Origin of the sequence: Arthrobacter silviterrae (assembly GCF_011045165.1) — a bacterium.
GTDB classification, from domain to species: domain Bacteria; phylum Actinomycetota; class Actinomycetes; order Actinomycetales; family Micrococcaceae; genus Specibacter; species Specibacter silviterrae.
In genome coordinates, this window is record NZ_JAAKZI010000006.1 from 45633 (window position 1) to 61607 (window position 15975).

Annotated in this window: 17 protein-coding genes; 9 read left to right on the top strand and 8 right to left on the bottom strand. The window is 63.1% G+C overall.

All coding sequences use genetic code 11. The annotated features are described in order from the left end of the window. Positions 1 to 28 precede the first annotated feature (28 nt). The 4 genes from G6N77_RS05285 to G6N77_RS05300 all read right to left on the bottom strand — a co-directional run bounded on the left by G6N77_RS05285 (position 29) and on the right by G6N77_RS05300 (position 6578). A complete protein-coding gene (locus G6N77_RS05285; protein WP_165180974.1) occupies positions 29 to 1666 on the bottom strand; it encodes a peptide ABC transporter substrate-binding protein in 1638 nt (545 codons plus the stop codon). Between the two features lie 244 nt (positions 1667 to 1910). Beyond that, on the bottom strand, positions 1911 to 3827 hold the full coding sequence (typA, locus tag G6N77_RS05290; RefSeq protein ID WP_165180975.1) for a translational GTPase TypA: 1917 nt from the start codon (positions 3825 to 3827) through the stop codon (positions 1911 to 1913). A gap of 281 nt (positions 3828 to 4108) precedes the next feature. Further along, positions 4109 to 5899, bottom strand: a complete 1791-nt coding sequence (locus G6N77_RS05295; RefSeq protein WP_165180976.1) for an ABC transporter family substrate-binding protein — start codon at positions 5897 to 5899, stop codon at positions 4109 to 4111. A gap of 142 nt (positions 5900 to 6041) precedes the next feature. Then, positions 6042 to 6578 (bottom strand): DinB family protein, encoded by a 537-nt coding sequence (locus tag G6N77_RS05300; protein WP_165180977.1) that lies wholly within the window; start codon positions 6576 to 6578, stop codon positions 6042 to 6044. 116 nt (positions 6579 to 6694) lie between these two features. Here G6N77_RS05300 and G6N77_RS05305 point away from each other — a divergent pair, with 116 nt between their 5' ends. Then, positions 6695 to 7072: a VOC family protein gene (locus G6N77_RS05305; RefSeq protein WP_165180978.1), complete on the top strand. Its 378-nt coding sequence runs from the start codon at positions 6695 to 6697 to the stop codon at positions 7070 to 7072. A 60-nt stretch (positions 7073 to 7132) separates the two neighbouring features. Further along, positions 7133 to 7615, top strand: coding sequence for a DUF1877 family protein (locus G6N77_RS05310; protein ID WP_165180979.1), 483 nt, complete (start codon positions 7133 to 7135; stop codon positions 7613 to 7615). A 45-nt stretch (positions 7616 to 7660) separates the two neighbouring features. Here the strand turns inward: G6N77_RS05310 and G6N77_RS05315 are convergent, their stop codons facing one another. Both G6N77_RS05315 and G6N77_RS05320 read right to left on the bottom strand, forming a co-directional pair. Then, positions 7661 to 8176, bottom strand: coding sequence for a methyltransferase family protein (locus tag G6N77_RS05315; protein ID WP_165180980.1), 516 nt, complete (start codon positions 8174 to 8176; stop codon positions 7661 to 7663). 92 nt (positions 8177 to 8268) lie between these two features. Further along, positions 8269 to 8745 (bottom strand): NUDIX hydrolase, encoded by a 477-nt coding sequence (locus G6N77_RS05320; protein WP_165180981.1) that lies wholly within the window; start codon positions 8743 to 8745, stop codon positions 8269 to 8271. Positions 8746 to 8844: 99 nt separating this feature from the next. On the opposite strand from G6N77_RS05320, the gene G6N77_RS05325 reads away from it, so the two are divergent. The 7 genes from G6N77_RS05325 to G6N77_RS05355 all read left to right on the top strand — a co-directional run bounded on the left by G6N77_RS05325 (position 8845) and on the right by G6N77_RS05355 (position 13370). Beyond that, the gene (locus G6N77_RS05325) at positions 8845 to 9099 is read left to right on the top strand and encodes a hypothetical protein (RefSeq protein ID WP_165180983.1); all 255 of its coding nucleotides are present in this window, start codon (positions 8845 to 8847) and stop codon (positions 9097 to 9099) included. Then, the gene (locus G6N77_RS05330) at positions 9096 to 9332 is read left to right on the top strand and encodes a DUF2249 domain-containing protein (protein ID WP_165180984.1); all 237 of its coding nucleotides are present in this window, start codon (positions 9096 to 9098) and stop codon (positions 9330 to 9332) included. Before G6N77_RS05325 ends, G6N77_RS05330 begins: the two co-directional genes overlap by 4 nt. A gap of 140 nt (positions 9333 to 9472) precedes the next feature. Beyond that, positions 9473 to 10165, top strand: a complete 693-nt coding sequence (locus tag G6N77_RS05335) for a histidine phosphatase family protein (protein ID WP_165180985.1) — start codon at positions 9473 to 9475, stop codon at positions 10163 to 10165. 24 nt (positions 10166 to 10189) lie between these two features. Continuing rightward, positions 10190 to 10738, top strand: coding sequence for a DUF3090 domain-containing protein (locus G6N77_RS05340; protein ID WP_165180986.1), 549 nt, complete (start codon positions 10190 to 10192; stop codon positions 10736 to 10738). Continuing rightward, on the top strand, positions 10738 to 11505 hold the full coding sequence (locus G6N77_RS05345) for an SCO1664 family protein (protein WP_165180987.1): 768 nt from the start codon (positions 10738 to 10740) through the stop codon (positions 11503 to 11505). The genes G6N77_RS05340 and G6N77_RS05345 overlap by 1 nt, the downstream gene beginning before the upstream one ends. Positions 11506 to 11823: 318 nt before the next feature. Further along, positions 11824 to 12066, top strand: coding sequence for a hypothetical protein (locus G6N77_RS05350; protein ID WP_165180988.1), 243 nt, complete (start codon positions 11824 to 11826; stop codon positions 12064 to 12066). Between the two features lie 101 nt (positions 12067 to 12167). Continuing rightward, positions 12168 to 13370: a Fic family protein gene (locus tag G6N77_RS05355; protein WP_240901700.1), complete on the top strand. Its 1203-nt coding sequence runs from the start codon at positions 12168 to 12170 to the stop codon at positions 13368 to 13370. A gap of 664 nt (positions 13371 to 14034) precedes the next feature. On the opposite strand, the gene G6N77_RS05360 is transcribed toward G6N77_RS05355, so the two are convergent. Further along, complete coding sequence (locus tag G6N77_RS05360; protein WP_165180989.1) at positions 14035 to 14577, bottom strand: type IV toxin-antitoxin system AbiEi family antitoxin domain-containing protein; 543 nt, start codon at positions 14575 to 14577, stop codon at positions 14035 to 14037. A gap of 274 nt (positions 14578 to 14851) precedes the next feature. After that, a complete protein-coding gene (ychF, locus tag G6N77_RS05365) occupies positions 14852 to 15937 on the bottom strand; it encodes a redox-regulated ATPase YchF (RefSeq protein ID WP_165180991.1) in 1086 nt (361 codons plus the stop codon). Positions 15938 to 15975 lie beyond the last annotated feature (38 nt).

Here is a 15975-nt window from a genome sequence, read left to right on the forward strand (position 1 = left end):
CCCCCTTCATGCGTCAGTGCTACTGATATTACTTAGCGGTGATGTTGTAGTACAGCGGAACGCCGTTCCAGCCGAACTCCACGTTGGTGACGTTGTTGCTCCACACGCCCTGGACAGCCTGGTACCACAGCGGGATGACCGGCAGGTCCTTCAGCAGGATTTCCTGGGCCTGGTTGAAGATCTTGTTGCCTTCGTCAACGCTCTTGGCGGCAAGGCCTTCCTTCAGCTTGGCGTCAAACGCCGGACTGGAGTAGTCGCCGTCGTTGGAGCCTGCCCCGGTGCCGTACAGCGGGCCGAGGAAGTCCTGCAGCGACGGGTAGTCCGCCTGCCAGCCGGCGCGTGAGGCACCGGTGAGCTTCTTGGAGTTGATCAGGTTGCGGGATTCCTTGAACGTGGCAATCGGGTTCAGCTGAGCCTTGATCCCCAGGGTGGTGGCGATCTGGTTGGCCATGGCCGTGATGTATTCCTTGTTGCCGGCACCATCGATGTTGGACGTGATGGTAAAGACCTTGCCTGCGGGCCACGGGCTGATCTTGTCAGCAGCCGCCCAGAGTTCCTTGGCCTTCGTGGGGTTGTACTTCAGCACATCGCTGCCGGGCAGGTTGGCGTCGTAGCCGTCCAGCACGGGTGACGTGAACTCGGTGGCGACCTTCTTGTTGCCGTAGAAGATCTTGTCAATGATCTGCTGGCGGTCGATCGACATCGAGATGGCCTGGCGGCGCATCTGGCCGGCCTCGCCCTTGAACTCGGGCAGGTAGCTCGGGATCGTCATGGTGGCGTTGCCCGCGTAGGCCTGGTTGACGAAGCGTCCCTTGAAGTCTGTCTTGAAGTTCTGCAGGCCGCTCGGGGGCACCTGGTCCAGGACGTCAAGGTTGTCAGACTGCACATCCGTGTAGGCGGCGTCCGGGCTCGAGTAGAGCGTGAAGGTCACGCCGCCGTTCTTCGGCTTGTTCGGACCCTGGTACTTGTCGTTCGGAATGAGCGTGATGGAGGTGTCGTGCTTCCAGCCACCGGGAGCCAGCTTGTACGGGCCGTCGCCGACCGGGTTCTGGCCGTATGCCTTGATGTCCTTGTAGGCGGACTCGGGCATCGGGTAGAACGCCGTGTAGCCGAGTGCCAGCGGGAAGTCGGATTCCGGAGCTGTCAGGTCAACCGTGAAGGTGGTGTCGTCGACAACCTTCAGGCCTTCCATGGTGTCCAGGGTGGACTTGTCGGCGCTTACCTTGTCGTAGCCCTTGATGGGTGCGAAGAAGTAGCTGTTCAGCTGGGCGTTCTTGGCTGCCGCACCGTAGTTCCAGGCATCCACGAAGTTCTTTGCCGTGATGGGGGTGCCGTCACTGAACGTCTGGCCGGACTTGATCTTGATGGTGTAGTGCTGGGAATCCGTGGTCGTGATGGACTGCGCCAGTTCGTTGACGGTTTTGCCGTGGACGTCGTAGCTGACAAGGCCGGAGAAGATGAGGTCCATGACACGGCCGCCACCAACTTCGTTGGTGTTTGCCGGCAGCAGCGGGTTTTGTGGTTCGGTGCCGTTGGCCGTAATTGCCTTGCTGGTGTTGGCAGCTGCGCTGGTGTTGTTCCCACCCGAAGTGCCGCCACATGCGGTGATGGACATGGCGAGAACTGCCGCCAGGCCCAGTGCTTTGGAAGTGCGCGAGTAACGCATTCCGCCTCCTTGACTAATTAATGGATTCGAGTAGAAGCACTCAAGTGCAGATTCACCGTTGAATCTTGATGTGTTTCAGCTCATACCCGTCAAGGCTACAGACAAACACCTACTTGTGAGTAATCCAGCGCACAGTTCGAACAGATCTTTATCGAGATGAAACCTTAAACGAAGCAGCCCGCCCCCGGTTTTGACCGGGGACGGGCTGGATTCAAGGCGTGGAAGCCGCCTGTGGCGCTGGGGATCAGGCCTTGGCGCGGCTGCGGAACGCCTTGGCGCGGTCGCCGGCGTTCAGGATGACCTTGCGGATGCGGATGGACTCCGGGGTGACCTCAACGCACTCGTCCTCGCGGGCGAATTCCAGGGACTCTTCCAGGGTCAGGGTGCGCGGCGGGGTCATGTTTTCGAAGGTGTCGGAAGAAGCTGCGCGCATGTTGGTGAGCTGCTTTTCCCTGGTGATGTTGACATCCATGTCATCGGAGCGTGAATTCTCGCCAACAATCATGCCCTCGTAGACCTCGGAGGTGGGCTGCACGAAGAAGTTCATGCGTTCCTGGAGCTTGATCATCGCGAACGGGGTGACCACGCCGGAGCGGTCAGCCACGATGGAACCGTTGGTGCGGTACTCGATGGGGCCGGCCCACGGCTCGTAACCTTCAGCGATGGACGAAGCAATGCCGGCGCCGCGGGTGTCGGTCAGGAAGCGTGTACGGAAACCGATCAGGCCACGGGCCGGAACGATGAATTCCATGCGGCACCAGCCGGTGCCGTGGTTGGCCATGTTGATCATGCGTCCCTTGCGGGCCGCCATCAGCTGGGTGACGCCGCCCAAGTATTCCTCGGGTACGTCGATGGTCATGTGGTCCATGGGCTCGTGCGTCTTGCCGTCGACCTGCTTGGTCACAACCTGGGGCTTGCCCACTGTCAGCTCGAAGCCTTCACGGCGCATCTGCTCCACCAGGATGGACAGGGCCAGCTCGCCGCGGCCCTGGACTTCCCAGGCGTCGGGACGCTCCGTGGGAAGAACTCTCAGGGATACATTGCCCACCAGTTCCTTGTCAAGGCGGTCCTTGACCTGGCGTGCGGTGACCTTGTGGCCCTTGACGCGGCCGGCGATCGGGGAGGTGTTGATACCGATGGTCATGGAGATGGCCGGCGGGTCAACGGTGATCAGCGGCAGGGGCTGCGGATCCTCAAGGTCGGTGAGGGTTTCACCAATGGTGATGTCCTCAATGCCCGCAACAGCCACAATCTCGCCGGGGCCGGCGGATTCGGCGGGAACACGGGTCAGGGCCTGGGTGGCCAGCAGTTCGGTGATCTTCACCGGCTTGATGGTGCCGTCATGGCGGTACCAGGCAACGGTCTGGCCCTTGCGCAGGGTGCCGTTGAAGATGCGCAGCAGGGCAAGGCGGCCCAGGAACGGTGAGGCATCCAGGTTGGTGACGTGCGCCTGCAGGACACCCTCCGGGTTGTAGCGGGGGGCCGGGATGTGCTCGAGGATCGTCTTGAACAGCGGCTCAAGGTCCTCGTTGTCCGGGGCTTCACCATTGGCAGGCTGGGTCAGCGAAGCGCGGCCCAACTTGCCGGAGGCGTATACGACGGGCACGTTCAGAACGGCGTCGAGGTCCAGGTCGGGAACTTCGTCGGACATGTCGGAGGCCAGGCCCAGGAGCAGGTCCATGGATTCGGCGACAACCTCGTCGATGCGGGCATCGGGGCGGTCGGTCTTGTTGACCAGCAGGATCACGGGCAGCTTGGCGGCCAGGGCCTTGCGCAGCACAAAGCGGGTCTGCGGCAGCGGGCCTTCGGAAGCGTCAACGAGGAGCACCACGCCGTCCACCATGGACAGGCCGCGCTCCACCTCGCCGCCGAAGTCGGCGTGGCCCGGGGTGTCAATGACGTTGATGGTCATGACGGTGCCGTCAGCTGACGGACCGTTGTAGGCCACGGTGGTGTTCTTGGCCAAAATGGTGATGCCCTTTTCACGCTCCAGGTCACCGGAGTCCATGACGCGCTCAGCAACATTGCCGTGCTCGGCAAATGAGTGCGTCTGCTTGAGCATGGCGTCCACCAGGGTGGTCTTGCCATGGTCAACGTGCGCCACAATGGCGACGTTGCGCAGGTCATTGCGCGAGGCAGTGTTGAGGGAAGTATCGCTCATGCGTGAAGACTCGTTTCAGTTGGGCCCGGCTGCAGGCCCTAAGGGGCGACGGCAGAAAGTCACATTTATGTTTGGCCGCGATTATCGGCAGATAACACCATTCTAGACGTAGTGCCAAATACGGCCTAGTCACTTTATCGCATGACGGCCATGTTTTGCGCCACGCTGGCGCTGAATTCACCGCTTGGGGCGGGTTTTTCCGCCCAAAGTACGACGGCGGCAGGCGGCTTGCGTGACCAAGCTCACCCGCCGCCGTCGTGCTTCAGGGGCCGCTGCCGGCGCTACTTGACGTAGCTCCAGTCCCAGACGTTCCACCACACACCAACCGGCACGGGCGAGTAGGCGACGCCGGCCACGTGCGGGCCGGTGGCGGCCAGCCCCAGGCGCTGAAACAGGGGAAGCCCGTACCCGGCGTCGACAACGAGCTTGTCAATCTGCATCTTGAGGGCATTTTGCTTGGCGTCGTCGGGTTCGCCGGCCAGCTGCCCGGCCAGCTGGTCCACCACGGTGTTGGAGAAGTTGTTGAGGTTTGATTCGGCGCCGGTCTTGAAAATCTGCGGGACCTGCACGGATCCCGTGGCGTTGCTGGTCCAACCGTAAAGCGCCACGTCAAAGGCGCCTTCCTTGAGTGCCTGCTGCCACTGGCCGGCGGGCTTGCCGGCATCCGTGACCGTGAACCCGGCCAGCTGGGCCGAGGCCGAAATCAGGGAATATTCCTCCGCGCGGACAGGATCGTCCTTGTTGTAGAGGATCCGGATGGTGGGCTTGGCCCCCGCCAGCAGGGTCTTGGCCGCGTCGATGTCCGCCTTCGCATAGCCGGAAGTGCCGTTGCTGCGCGCGGACTCCTTGTAGGGGGTTTGCGCAGGGCGGAACACAAAGGAGTCCAGCGTGCCGGCGTTGCTTTCCAGCGGCTGGGCCAGCTGGTCGACGATGTCCTGGCGGGGCACCGTTTTGAGGAAGGCCGTGCGAAGGTCCGCTTTGGCAAAGACGCCTTTGAAATTCAACACAGCTTGGTCAAATCCGAGGCCCTGGCCCTGCAGGATCGCGATCTTCGCCGTCTTCATCGCTTCCAGTTGGGCATGGACGTCCGCGGTGTCGGGAGGCGAGATCACATCCGCAGTCTTGTCGGTGAGGGCCGCAACCTGCGCCTGGGAATCAGCTGCGTAGTGCACCGTCAGCGTGTCCAGCTTCGGGGTGGGACCCCACGTGTAGTCAACGTTGCGGGTCAGCACCAGCTCGTGGCCTGCCGTGACGCTCTTGACCAGGTAGGGGCCATTGGACAGCGCCAGTGAGGGATCCGGCATGGACTTGGTGTCAAAGCCCGTGTTCCAAAAGTCGGCCACCTTTTTGAGTTCCGCGTTGGGCCGCACCGGCACGGCGGCGTCGCCCTTGGGGACGGTTTGCAGGAGGGCCGTGAGTGCGTCGGCGTCCTTCAGGCCGGCGCGGACTGCCACAATGTGTGCCGGGATGCTCACGGTTGAACCCAGCGCGGTTTCCCAGTCGGAGAAGGGCTTGGTGTAGCTAAGGGTCAGGGACATGCCGTTGTCGCCGATGACGGGCAGTGCCGTGTGGGAAAGGCCCGTGGTGTCCCCCGTGGCATGGAAGTATGAGGTCCCCTTGACCACCTTGAACGTTGCATCCAGCGTGGCGTCGTTGTAGTAGCCGGAATCCGCTGCCCACTGCAGCAACAGATCCGCCGCCGTGACGGGCGCGCCGTCGGACCACTGGACGCCGTTGTTGATGGTGTACTTGACCACCAGCGGGTTGTCCGAGATTTTTTCGTATTTGCCGAACTTGTCATTCTTGACAATCTTCAGCCCGGGATCCACGTAGTTGAACCCTGAGTGGGTGGCATAGTCAACCCTGGCGTTCGTGGCCGATGATCCTGTGACGCTTCCTGCGTTAAAGGAGGTGAAGGGAGTGGATTCGAGCACGGTGACGTTGCCCCCTGCCACGGCGGTGGCCGTGGAGGTGGGGTTGTTGGGGGCGGGCGGCGTGCCTGTGCAGGCACCCAGTGCCAGCACTGTGGCCACGGCCACCGTTAGTGCCTTGGAAATGCGACCGGCGCGCATTCCACCTCCATTGTCTCTTTGCGTGTTGGGGGGGTTCCCATGGATCGCGGCGGCACAGCCGCAGCGGGGTTCAGCCTGTCTGAAAGACTACCGCAGCGCCAGTCCGCGGCCGACGGCGGCAGGCGGGGACCGGCGTCGAGCGTCAGTAGCCGGTACTGCCGTCGAGGCATTCGCGCAACAGGTCCACGTGTCCCAGGTGGCGTGCGTATTCCTCGATCATGTGCGTGTAGACCCAGCGCAAGTTCATCTCGCGGCCGCGCCAGGGCCCGGGCAGGGGTGCGCTGAGGTCGGCAACCGACGCTGCATGCGCGCAGACGCGTTCGAGTTCCGCCGAGTAGGCGGCCACGTCCGCCAGGGCAGCCTCCTCGCTGTAGCCGTTGAAGTCGGCGCTGCGGTCAGCCTCCCGGTAAAGGGCTTTTTCCCCCGTCCCGGCTGCCACGTTGGAAAACCAAAAGCGCTCGACGTCGGTCAGGTGTCGGACTATCCCCACGATGGTCAGGGCGGACGGCGGGATGGCGGCGCGGCACAACTGTTTCGCGCTGAGCCCGCCAACCTTCCAGGGCAGCGTTTGCCGGTAAAACTCCAGCCACGCCTCCAGCGATTCCCGTTCCCCTGCCGCAATCACGGGCATGGTGCGGGGGTCCGGGATGTCCGGCGTGCGTTCCTCGGGGGTGTCCATGGGACCACTGTTCCACAGGCTGGTGGTGCCCGTCTTGGAAGGGCCTGTGCAATTACTGTGGTTATTGCACAGCTCCGGTGCTGGCCAAGCGCCGGCGGGCACGGCAGAATGTCGGCATGGGATTCCGCATCGAAAACATTTCCATTGACTCCACCTCGCCGGCTGAAACCGCCCAATTTTGGGCAGAGGTGCTGGGCTGGGTGATTGTTGAGGACGACGACGACGAAATCGCCCTGCAGCCGCCCGCGGGGAGCCCGGAAGCCGGGGTGGTGCCGGACATCTTGTTTCTGAGGGTCCCGGAGGACAAGGCGGCCAAGAACCGGCTGCACCTGGACCTGCGCCCCGACAACCAGGCCGCGGAGGTGGCCCGCCTGGAGGCATTGGGCGCCACCCGGGTTGACATTGGGCAGGGCGGGGACGTCACGTGGGTGGTCATGGCCGATCCGGAGGGCAATGAGTTTTGCGTGCTGCGGGCGGTGCCTGCGGCGTCGTAGTGCCTTTGGGCCTGTGGATAACTTCAAGCAGGATTTCCGTTTCGCTGGAAAAATTGCTCCATGGGAATCAAATACTTTGCACTTCCGGTGCCGGCTCCACTGGTCAATATCGCGCGCATCAATCCGCGCGCGTTCCTCTCCGACCCGCACTTCTGGGAATCCTGGTCCGATCCCCCTGACCGGCCCGAATGCCTCTACCTGGACAAGCCGTGGAAGGATCTAAGGGACCTGCTGGGCCAGCCGGGTGCCGAACCGGCCAGGCCTGCCTATGAATTGCTCAGGGGCGAGGTGAAACCATACGGGTACGGCTGGATTCCATACTGCCGGGTGCTCGGGGCGGAAGAAGTTGCCGCCGTCGCGGAGGACCTGGCGCGGGTGGACCTGCCGCCGCTCTACCAGCGCTGGAGCGCCCACGTTTCACCTGACTGGGCCGCCATTGTGAACGGACGCCGGGACATGGTGGAGTCCTACCTCAAGGACGCCAGGCGATTTACCACCGAACTGGCAGGCCAGGGCCTGGGCCTGGTGTATTCAATCGGCTGAGTGCTGCAGACTCAGCTGAGCGCTACTCATTCCGCTAAGCGCTGCTTATTCCGCTGACCCGCGGCGGGCCGCCGTGGTCCAGATGTCCCGCACTGCGTCGAGGGAACGCCTGTCCAGCCATCGCGGAGTCCGCGCGCAGTACTCGAGGTACGCCTCTGCGAACCGGCCGCGCAGCGCTTCCTCCTCGCGGACCACCTGGAGCCGGTCGAGAGCCACCACAAACCCGGCCACGGGCAGCAGTGCCTGCCAGGAGCCCCTTTTCACGGCAAGGGAAAGCAGCAGGCCCGCCAGGCCCACATACATGGGGTTGCGCGAGATGCTGTTGCTGCCGCCCGTCACCAGCACCGAGGCGGTCCCCGGGGCGTTCGGGTTGAGAGTGGTGCCGCGCCTGGCGAAGTCGGCGAGGGTGGCAAGAACCAGCGTTCCGGAAGCTGCCGCCAGGACCACTGCGGCCACGCGGCGGAGCTTCCGCACCTTGCGTCCCCGCGGCGTAAACCGTTGCGTCAGTGCTGCCACGGCCATGGCCACCGGTGGAACGGGTATGCCTTCATGCTTCTTCATGGTGCTCCTCCACGTTGGTGTGTCCGCCCCCTCCTCCAAGAGTAGGACCTTGGCTGGCCGGAAGGCACGGACCCGTATCCGGGAATCCTCTTTTAGGGATTGGAAAAGCCAAAACTGACCATGGGCGGCAGTCCGGCTGTGAGCCGATCCAAGACGTACCGTTCGTGGGGAACCACTGTCTTGGGAAGACCGTTGAGGCTGTACCACTGCAATCCGGCCGCCTTGCTGGCTTCCATGATGTGCGGGTTGCCAGCCCAGGATTCGCAGATGAAGAAGAAATCCACGCGGCCAGCCTTGTCCGGGTCCGTCGGTTGGCCGCGATGCATCGTGGTGAGCGGAACCAGCTCCTTGGGGTCAATTACCACACCGAGTTCCTCATGGGCCTCGCGGACAGCAGCCTCAATTGCGGACTCCCGGGGCTCAACATGGCCCGCCGCTGCCGTGGCCCAATGGCCGTCCATGTACCCGGTGCCCTGGCGCAGTTGCAGCAGGACGGAGTCGTCTCGCCGGAAGATGACGTAGGCAACAGGGACCAACGGATTTCGACAAGCCGCTTCTTTACAGTTCATTGGTGGTTCCGTTCGTGATGCCATTCAGCGATGGTAGCAAGGGAGTAGGATGACAATTACCACGGAAAATGCCGTAGTAATTACAGGAGCGTGTCATAGATGGCAACCGAAAGTCCCGGCGACGATGCACTCGTTGCGACGGTCGGCCACCTCATCAAGGCCTTGCGCGCGTTGGGACTCTCAGGCGACCCGGACGCTGCCAATCGAATCGCCGCAAGGGCATGGCTCGCCCTTCGTGACGGGCAGCCCCGGCAGGCTGAGCGGCTCAACGGCGCGATGCACTATTTGGTCCGCCTGCCCCAGGGACCCGGCACAGACTCCACCAGTCCACCCACCAAACAGGAGGAAAGATGAGCAACGATCCAAAGCTCGACGTACGCAATGACCCGCCACAGCGGCGCCACGAGTTGATTCTGCAGAACTACCACGACCTGGGGTCAGGCAAGGGATTCGAACTGGTCAACGACCACGACCCGAAACCGCTCTGGTACCAGTTCGACGCCGAGTTCAAGAACCAGTTCACGTGGGACTACCTTGAGGAAGGCCCCACCGTATGGCGGGTGCGGATCGGGAAGCCGGAGTCCTGACGACAGCCGTTTGACCATCCCGGGTGTCCCTCTGACGGGGCGCCCGGGATGTCGCGTCCTACGCCCTCATCAATGGACGTCGTTCCATCCATGGGCCCGCCGTGCTGGGTTCGTCCGCGGCGGGTGGTTAGGCTGGGTGGATGGCGACAGTAATCCTCGTGCGGCACGGCCGCTCCACAGCCAATGCCACAGGGCTGCTGGCCGGCCGGGCTGGCGGCGTCGTCCTGGACCAAATCGGGCGGGACCAGGCAGCCATTGCCGGAGACCGGCTGGCGCCCGTGCCTTTGGCCGGGGTGGTGTCCAGCCCTCTTGAGCGTTGCCGGCAAACTGCCCGGCTCATCCTTGATCGCCAGGCTGGAGCGCCGTACGCGCCCGTCGATCCAGATCTCACCGAGTGCGATTACGGCCAGTGGCAGGGCCGCACACTCATTGATCTCGCAACCGAGGATTTGTGGCGGGTTGTCCAGTCGCAACCGTCCGCCGTCGTTTTTCCGGGCGGCGAGTCCATGGCAGCGATGCAGGCTCGGTCAGTGGCCGCGATCCGGCGCCACGATGCGGCCTTCGAAGCCGAGTTCGGGCCAGGGGCTGTATGGGCGGCAGTGAGCCACGGCGACATCATCAAGTCCATTCTCGCCGACGCACTCGGCATGCACCTTGACCTGTTCCAACGCATTAACGTGGGCCCCGCCTCCATATCGATCGTGCACTATGGCGCCAGCCGGCCGACCGTCTATGCGAGCAACACGGATGGGGGCGATCTGTCGTGGCTGGCGAACGGCATCAACTCGGGCGATGCGCCGGTGGGCGGCGGTGCGGGGCAAAAGGTGCCATGAACCTCATTGGCCTAGAATACTGACATGCCTACACGTGTTCACGAGTTTGCCTGGCCTGATCGGGTCGTTGTTGGCACCATCGGCGTTCCGGGAGCGCGCACCTTTTACCTGCAGGTGCGCGCCGGGAAACAAGTTGTGAGTATTTCCATGGAGAAGCAGCAGTCGGCGCTGCTCGCGGAGAGCATCGATGAAATTCTCGATGAGCTGATCACGGTCAAGGGCAACCCCTTCAGCGTTCCCACGGGTACTCCCATAGAGCTTGTCGACAATGACCCGCTCGAAGCCGTCCAGGAGCAGTTTCGCACTGGGGCCATGAGCTTGGGGTGGGACCCAACCACTGCCCAGATCGTCATAGAGGCCCACCCCCTCACCGAGGACGATGCTGATGACGAATCGCTTCATGAGGAAGCGGCTGACGAGCCCGAAATGCTGCGCGTAAGAATGCCGGTCGGCACCGCCCGAGCATTCACCAAGCGCACCCGCGAGATCGTGGGTGCAGGGCGCCCAATTTGCCCGCTCTGCGGTTATCCCATGGACGCTGACGGACACATCTGCACCATTCCCGAGGTCTGATGGCAACACGTGACCTCGTGACCGCCGAGCTGACTCTCACCGGCCGCATCACGACGGCTTCAAACGCCACATTTTTGGGCAGCATCGGTGACGCGACCGTTGTCTACAAGCCGATTGCCGGCGAGAGTCCGCTGTGGGATTTTCCCCAGGGAACGCTGGCCCACCGGGAGGTGGCCGCCTACCTTGTCTCGCAGGCCTTTGGCTGGGACGTGGTGCCGCACACCTGGCTGCGCGATGGCCCGCTGGGTGAAGGAATGGTGCAGCTCTGGCAGGAGCAGGATCCCTCCCAAGACGCCGTGGACCTGGTGGCCGCGGACCATGTGCCGGAGAAGGGTTGGAAACAGATTCTGACGGGGCAGGATCAGAACGGAAGGAACGTCGCCCTCATTCACGAAGACTCGCCGGCGCTCAGACACATGGCGGTGTTCGACGTCGTCGTCAATAACGCCGACCGCAAAGGCGACCACATCCTTGCCATGCCTGACGGACGAAGGCACGGCGTGGACCACGGGCTCACCTTTCACCGCGACCACAAGCTGCGCACAGTGCTGTGGGGATGGCAGGGACAGGCGCTGTCCGCCGAGGAAGAAGACGGCCTGGACCGTATCAGCGAAGGACTGCGCGGCGGGCTGAGCCTGGACCTGGCGAACCTGCTCAGCGCAGCAGAAATCGAATCCCTCGCCGCGCGCTGCGCCTGGTTGCGCCGGTCAGGGCGGTTTCCGGCTCCCAGAGGTGAGATGCCGGCCATACCCTGGCCGCTGTTCTGAGGGGATTGCGGCTGGCTGCCGCCACTCGTGCGTCTAGCAGTCCAGCACTTCTCCACGCCAAACGGAACGCCACCACGTCGCCACAAAGTAGCCTCTGGACGTGCGGCGGACGTCACGGCTCAAAAGTGGCTAACTTCCTTTTCGCTCCCCACAGAGTTCGTCGAACTTAGACCTTGCATCTGGTATCGCTTCAATGAGTCTTGCCAATACTTGAGTCGAGGATTCCAGGACCACATCCAGATTCGTGTCGCGTCGGTCTCGGTAGAGCTCCTGCCGGCTGTTCCCTCCGTTTCTCCACTCCTTGGTCGTAATGCACGCATGCAGTCGCCACACGCCGTTTGGCATCACCTGGAACGCGATTGCCGCAACCCATGTGAAGCTGTACTGCGGCCGGTGTTCACCCACCACCATCAATCCGGCCTCATAGGCTATGACTTCTCCCGGAAGGCCCGGCCGATTGCGGTCCCCGACGCGCCGGCACACATTCTGCACGAGGTAGATCCGATGAAAGGCGTCCGGGACGTGATCGCCGAGGCAAAGGTATTCGCCAACATCGGCTGACACGTCCCGAGCCAGAAACCAGTCCTGAGCTGGAGATAGAAGACCGGCGGCAATGTCGCCATACCAAAGGCTAAGTGAGTAGCCTTTGGTACACTTGGTGGATGATGTCGGATAGACGACAGCCCGAAGCCTGGCCAGCGACCGGTTACGAAGCGCACCCCTGGGTGCGCGTCGGCGACGAAGTCGGGTCCCGGCGAGCTTTACTCCAAGCCCGCGGCGACTACCAAGCCGCCGTCCCGCCGTTCATCGCCGCTGCACAACTTGTACTGCCCGCAGAGACGATTGCCTTGGCCGATGATGCCAGCCAGGAGCTCGCCCGATTCGACGCCGAGGCTGGAATGATCGCTGCCCCGTTCGCGTCGATCCTGTTGCGCAGCGAGTCTGCCTCCAGCTCGGAGGTGGAGAACCTGACCTCCAGCGCCAAACAGGTGGCTCTGGCGGAGATAGGCGAGTCGAAGTCCGGGAACGCGCGCCTGGTGGTCGCAAACGTGCGCGCCATGACCGCGTCCATCGCACTGTCAGACCAACTGGACGAGAACTCGATCATCGCGATGAACGACGCATTGCTGCGGGACACTGCACCGGAATACGCCGGCCAGTGGCGCAACGAACAAGTATGGATCGGCGGCGACAGCATCTCGCCACACGCCGCGTCGTTCGTACCACCGCACCACTCACGCGTTCCCAGCCTCATGGCTGACGTTGTAGCATTCGCCGAGCGCACGGACGTCCCTGTGCTAATTCAGGCAGCGATCGCACACGCGCAGTTTGAGACCATCCACCCCTTCCCTGACGGCAACGGCCGGACAGGGCGGGCACTCCTCCAAGGCATGCTTCGCCACGGCGGCTTAACACGCAACGTCACTGTTCCCGTGTCAGCTGGACTCTTGCACGACACCGATGCTTACTTTCGCGCGCTGACTGATTATCGAGCGGGCAGGGCCGAAGCCATAGTCACTGCCGTTGCTGAAGCTTCCTTCGCTGCGATCCGGAACGGGCGCCGGCTGGTCGACGACATCCAGGCTGCGGCTGCGCGCTGGGACAGCCGGGTGATCGGACGAAGCGACTCCTCCGTGCACCGGGTCAAGAGCTACCTACTCGGACAGCCGGTTGTGAACGCCAGGACCATCGCCAGTGAGCTGAGCATCAGCGACGTTGCCGCGCAGAAGGCAATTGACCGGCTGGTCGACGCCGAGGTCCTCACGCAAAGCAGCACCGGCCGAAGGAACCGCATCTGGCAGGCGCCGGAGATTCTCGCTGCGCTCGATGCTTTCGGTGCACGGGCCAGACGCCGCCGCGGCTGAGGGCGTTCCCCATCGGCTAGGTGCTGGCCAACACGGCACCGGGCGCTCGAAACGGACTCAGCTGCCAGGCCGACCTCATACTCCTCCAACCATCGGCAACCGATCAGTCGGCTGCTGCGATGCGTCGCACGAAGTCGTTGGTCCAGGCGAGCGCCTCGTCGACGGTAGGCAAGAGATCGCGGCCTTCTAGTGCTTCCGCATACAACGTGTCTCAATGCCCGCCCACGATGATAGATGGCGGCCAGGCCTGTTGCCGCCGCTAATCGAAGAGTCGGACGCATGTCGCGGCTGCCTCGATAGTCGAGCTTCACATCGAAGGGTTGCATGACGTAGGCCCTCGGAACGGCTGGCGGCCGGGGTGCGTCTTTCTCCACCAAGCGCCCGGAGAACCCAGCCCAACCTTTTGCCAGAGCCGTCTCGAAGTCGCTGCGGAATCGGGCCAGTGTCGGGTTCCGTGCGGCGTCGAGGTCCTGGGTGAACCGCGTCCCTCGCCCGTAGCGCAGCGCCATGGCGCTGCCACCCTTGATTGCTCCTCCGGGGAGCAGTTGGCCAACGACGACCAAGGCCATGCTGACGCTGCGCCGTTGGGCCAACCCGTCGTCACCTTCAAGGTTGCGGATGCGCTGCTCCAAGGAGCGCACATTGGTCGGTGCGTCCGAGTACGTCATGTCCGGAATCCTTTTCTCACTCGCTGCAACTCAGCGGCGGTCAACAGTCCTTCCGACCGGGCCTGTTTTGCTGCGGCCAGCAGCCGCTCGTTCTCGATGCGCCCCCGACACTCAAGGAGAGCATCGGCAACGGGTTGTGCAACGAGTCCCTCGTAGATGGTCGTACGCACGCCATCTCTTACCTGTGTCAGTTCAACGAACGCTGGCAGCTTCGGGCGCGCGCGCCGAGGAACGGCCACCTTGATCCGGCGGGGGTTAACATCGGCGAGCCCGAAGAGGGCCAGCACCGACTCACCGTGGAGGAATGCGCCCTCACCGGCGCGCAAGAGAGCTTCGGCAAATTGGTCATACCGGGTAAGAGGAATGTACGGCACCCGATACAGTCCGTAAGCGACATTCTCCAGACCGCCCCGGGCGGCCAGCTTTGGGAGCTCAACGGCGGGAACGCCTGCCTCGACGGCTTCTCTTGTGGTGACGTACCCGTAGTGATCGAGCGCTATCTCTCGCACAATGTCCCGGTACTTCGCGCCTGCAACCATGTCACAACCATACCGAAAACGGTAGTGTTGTGACAAAATTCCAGTATCCAGCTTCGGACACCGAAGCGGAATTCAATCACGCTATTTCACGGAGAAGCAGTTGGCGACGACGAATCCCGTTGACAGTCCCTGCTTATCACTGGACAGTTTGGCCTTGTTCTAACCACCCGGCCACCTAGAGCCAGCAGGTCCCGCACACCTCCTTGCCGCCGGACACAGAAACGCCCGGAATGCTTGAAGCATCCCGGGCGTCACTAAAAGCAGTCCAGCGGCACTAAACGTTGAAGCGGAACTCCACCACGTCGCCGTCGTGCATGACATAGTCCTTGCCTTCGATGCGGACCTTGCCCTTGGCCTTGGCCTCGTGCATGGAGCCGGCCTCGATCAGGTCCTCGAAGTGGACCACCTCTGCCTTGATGAAGCCACGCTGGAAGTCGGAGTGGATCACCCCGGCAGCCATCGGGGCGGTGTCGCCCTGGTGGATGGTCCAGGCCCGGGTTTCCTTGGGACCGGCCGTCAGGTACGTCTGCAGTCCCAGGGTGTGGAAGCCGACGCGTGCCAGCTGATCCAGGCCGGACTCCTCCTGGCCGCTCATCTCCAGCATTTCGCGGGCCTCGTCCTCGTCCAGCTCAACGAGGTCCGATTCCAGCTTGGCGTCCAGGAAGATGGCGTCAGCAGGCTCCACCAGCGCGCGCAACTCAGCCTGGCGCTCCGGGTTGCCCAGCACTGCGTCGTCAACATTGAAGACGTAAATGAAGGGCTTGGCCGTGAGCAGGCCCAGTTCCTTCAGGTGCTCCATCTCCAGCTTGTCGCTCTTGATGGAGGCAAAAATGGTGTCCCCGCGCTCCAGCACCTTCTGTGCGGCCAGGACGGCGTTGAGCTCGGCGGCCTCGCGCTGCTTGAGCTTTACTGCCTTTTCAAGGCGCGGAACGGCCTTCTCAATGGTCTGCAGGTCGGCCAGGATCAGCTCGGTGTTGATGGTTTCCATGTCGGAGCCCGGATCAACCTTGCCGTCCACGTGGACCACGTCGGGATCGTCAAAGACGCGGATCACCTGGGCAATGGCCTCGGCCTCGCGGATGTTCGCCAGGAACTTGTTGCCCAGCCCTTCACCCTCCGAGGCGCCCTTGACGATGCCGGCAATGTCCACGAAGGACACGGTGGCCGGCAGCAGGCGCTGGGAGCCGAACACCTCGGCCAGCTTGGCCAGGCGCGGATCGGGCAGGCTGACCATGCCAACGTTGGGCTCGATGGTGGCGAACGGGTAGTTCGCCGCGAGCACGTTGTTGCGCGTCAGTGCGTTGAAAAGGGTTGATTTGCCGACGTTGGGCAGTCCGACGATGCCAATAGTTAGAGCCACCCGTCAATCGTACCGGCTGCCCCGGGTTCGGGCTAAAG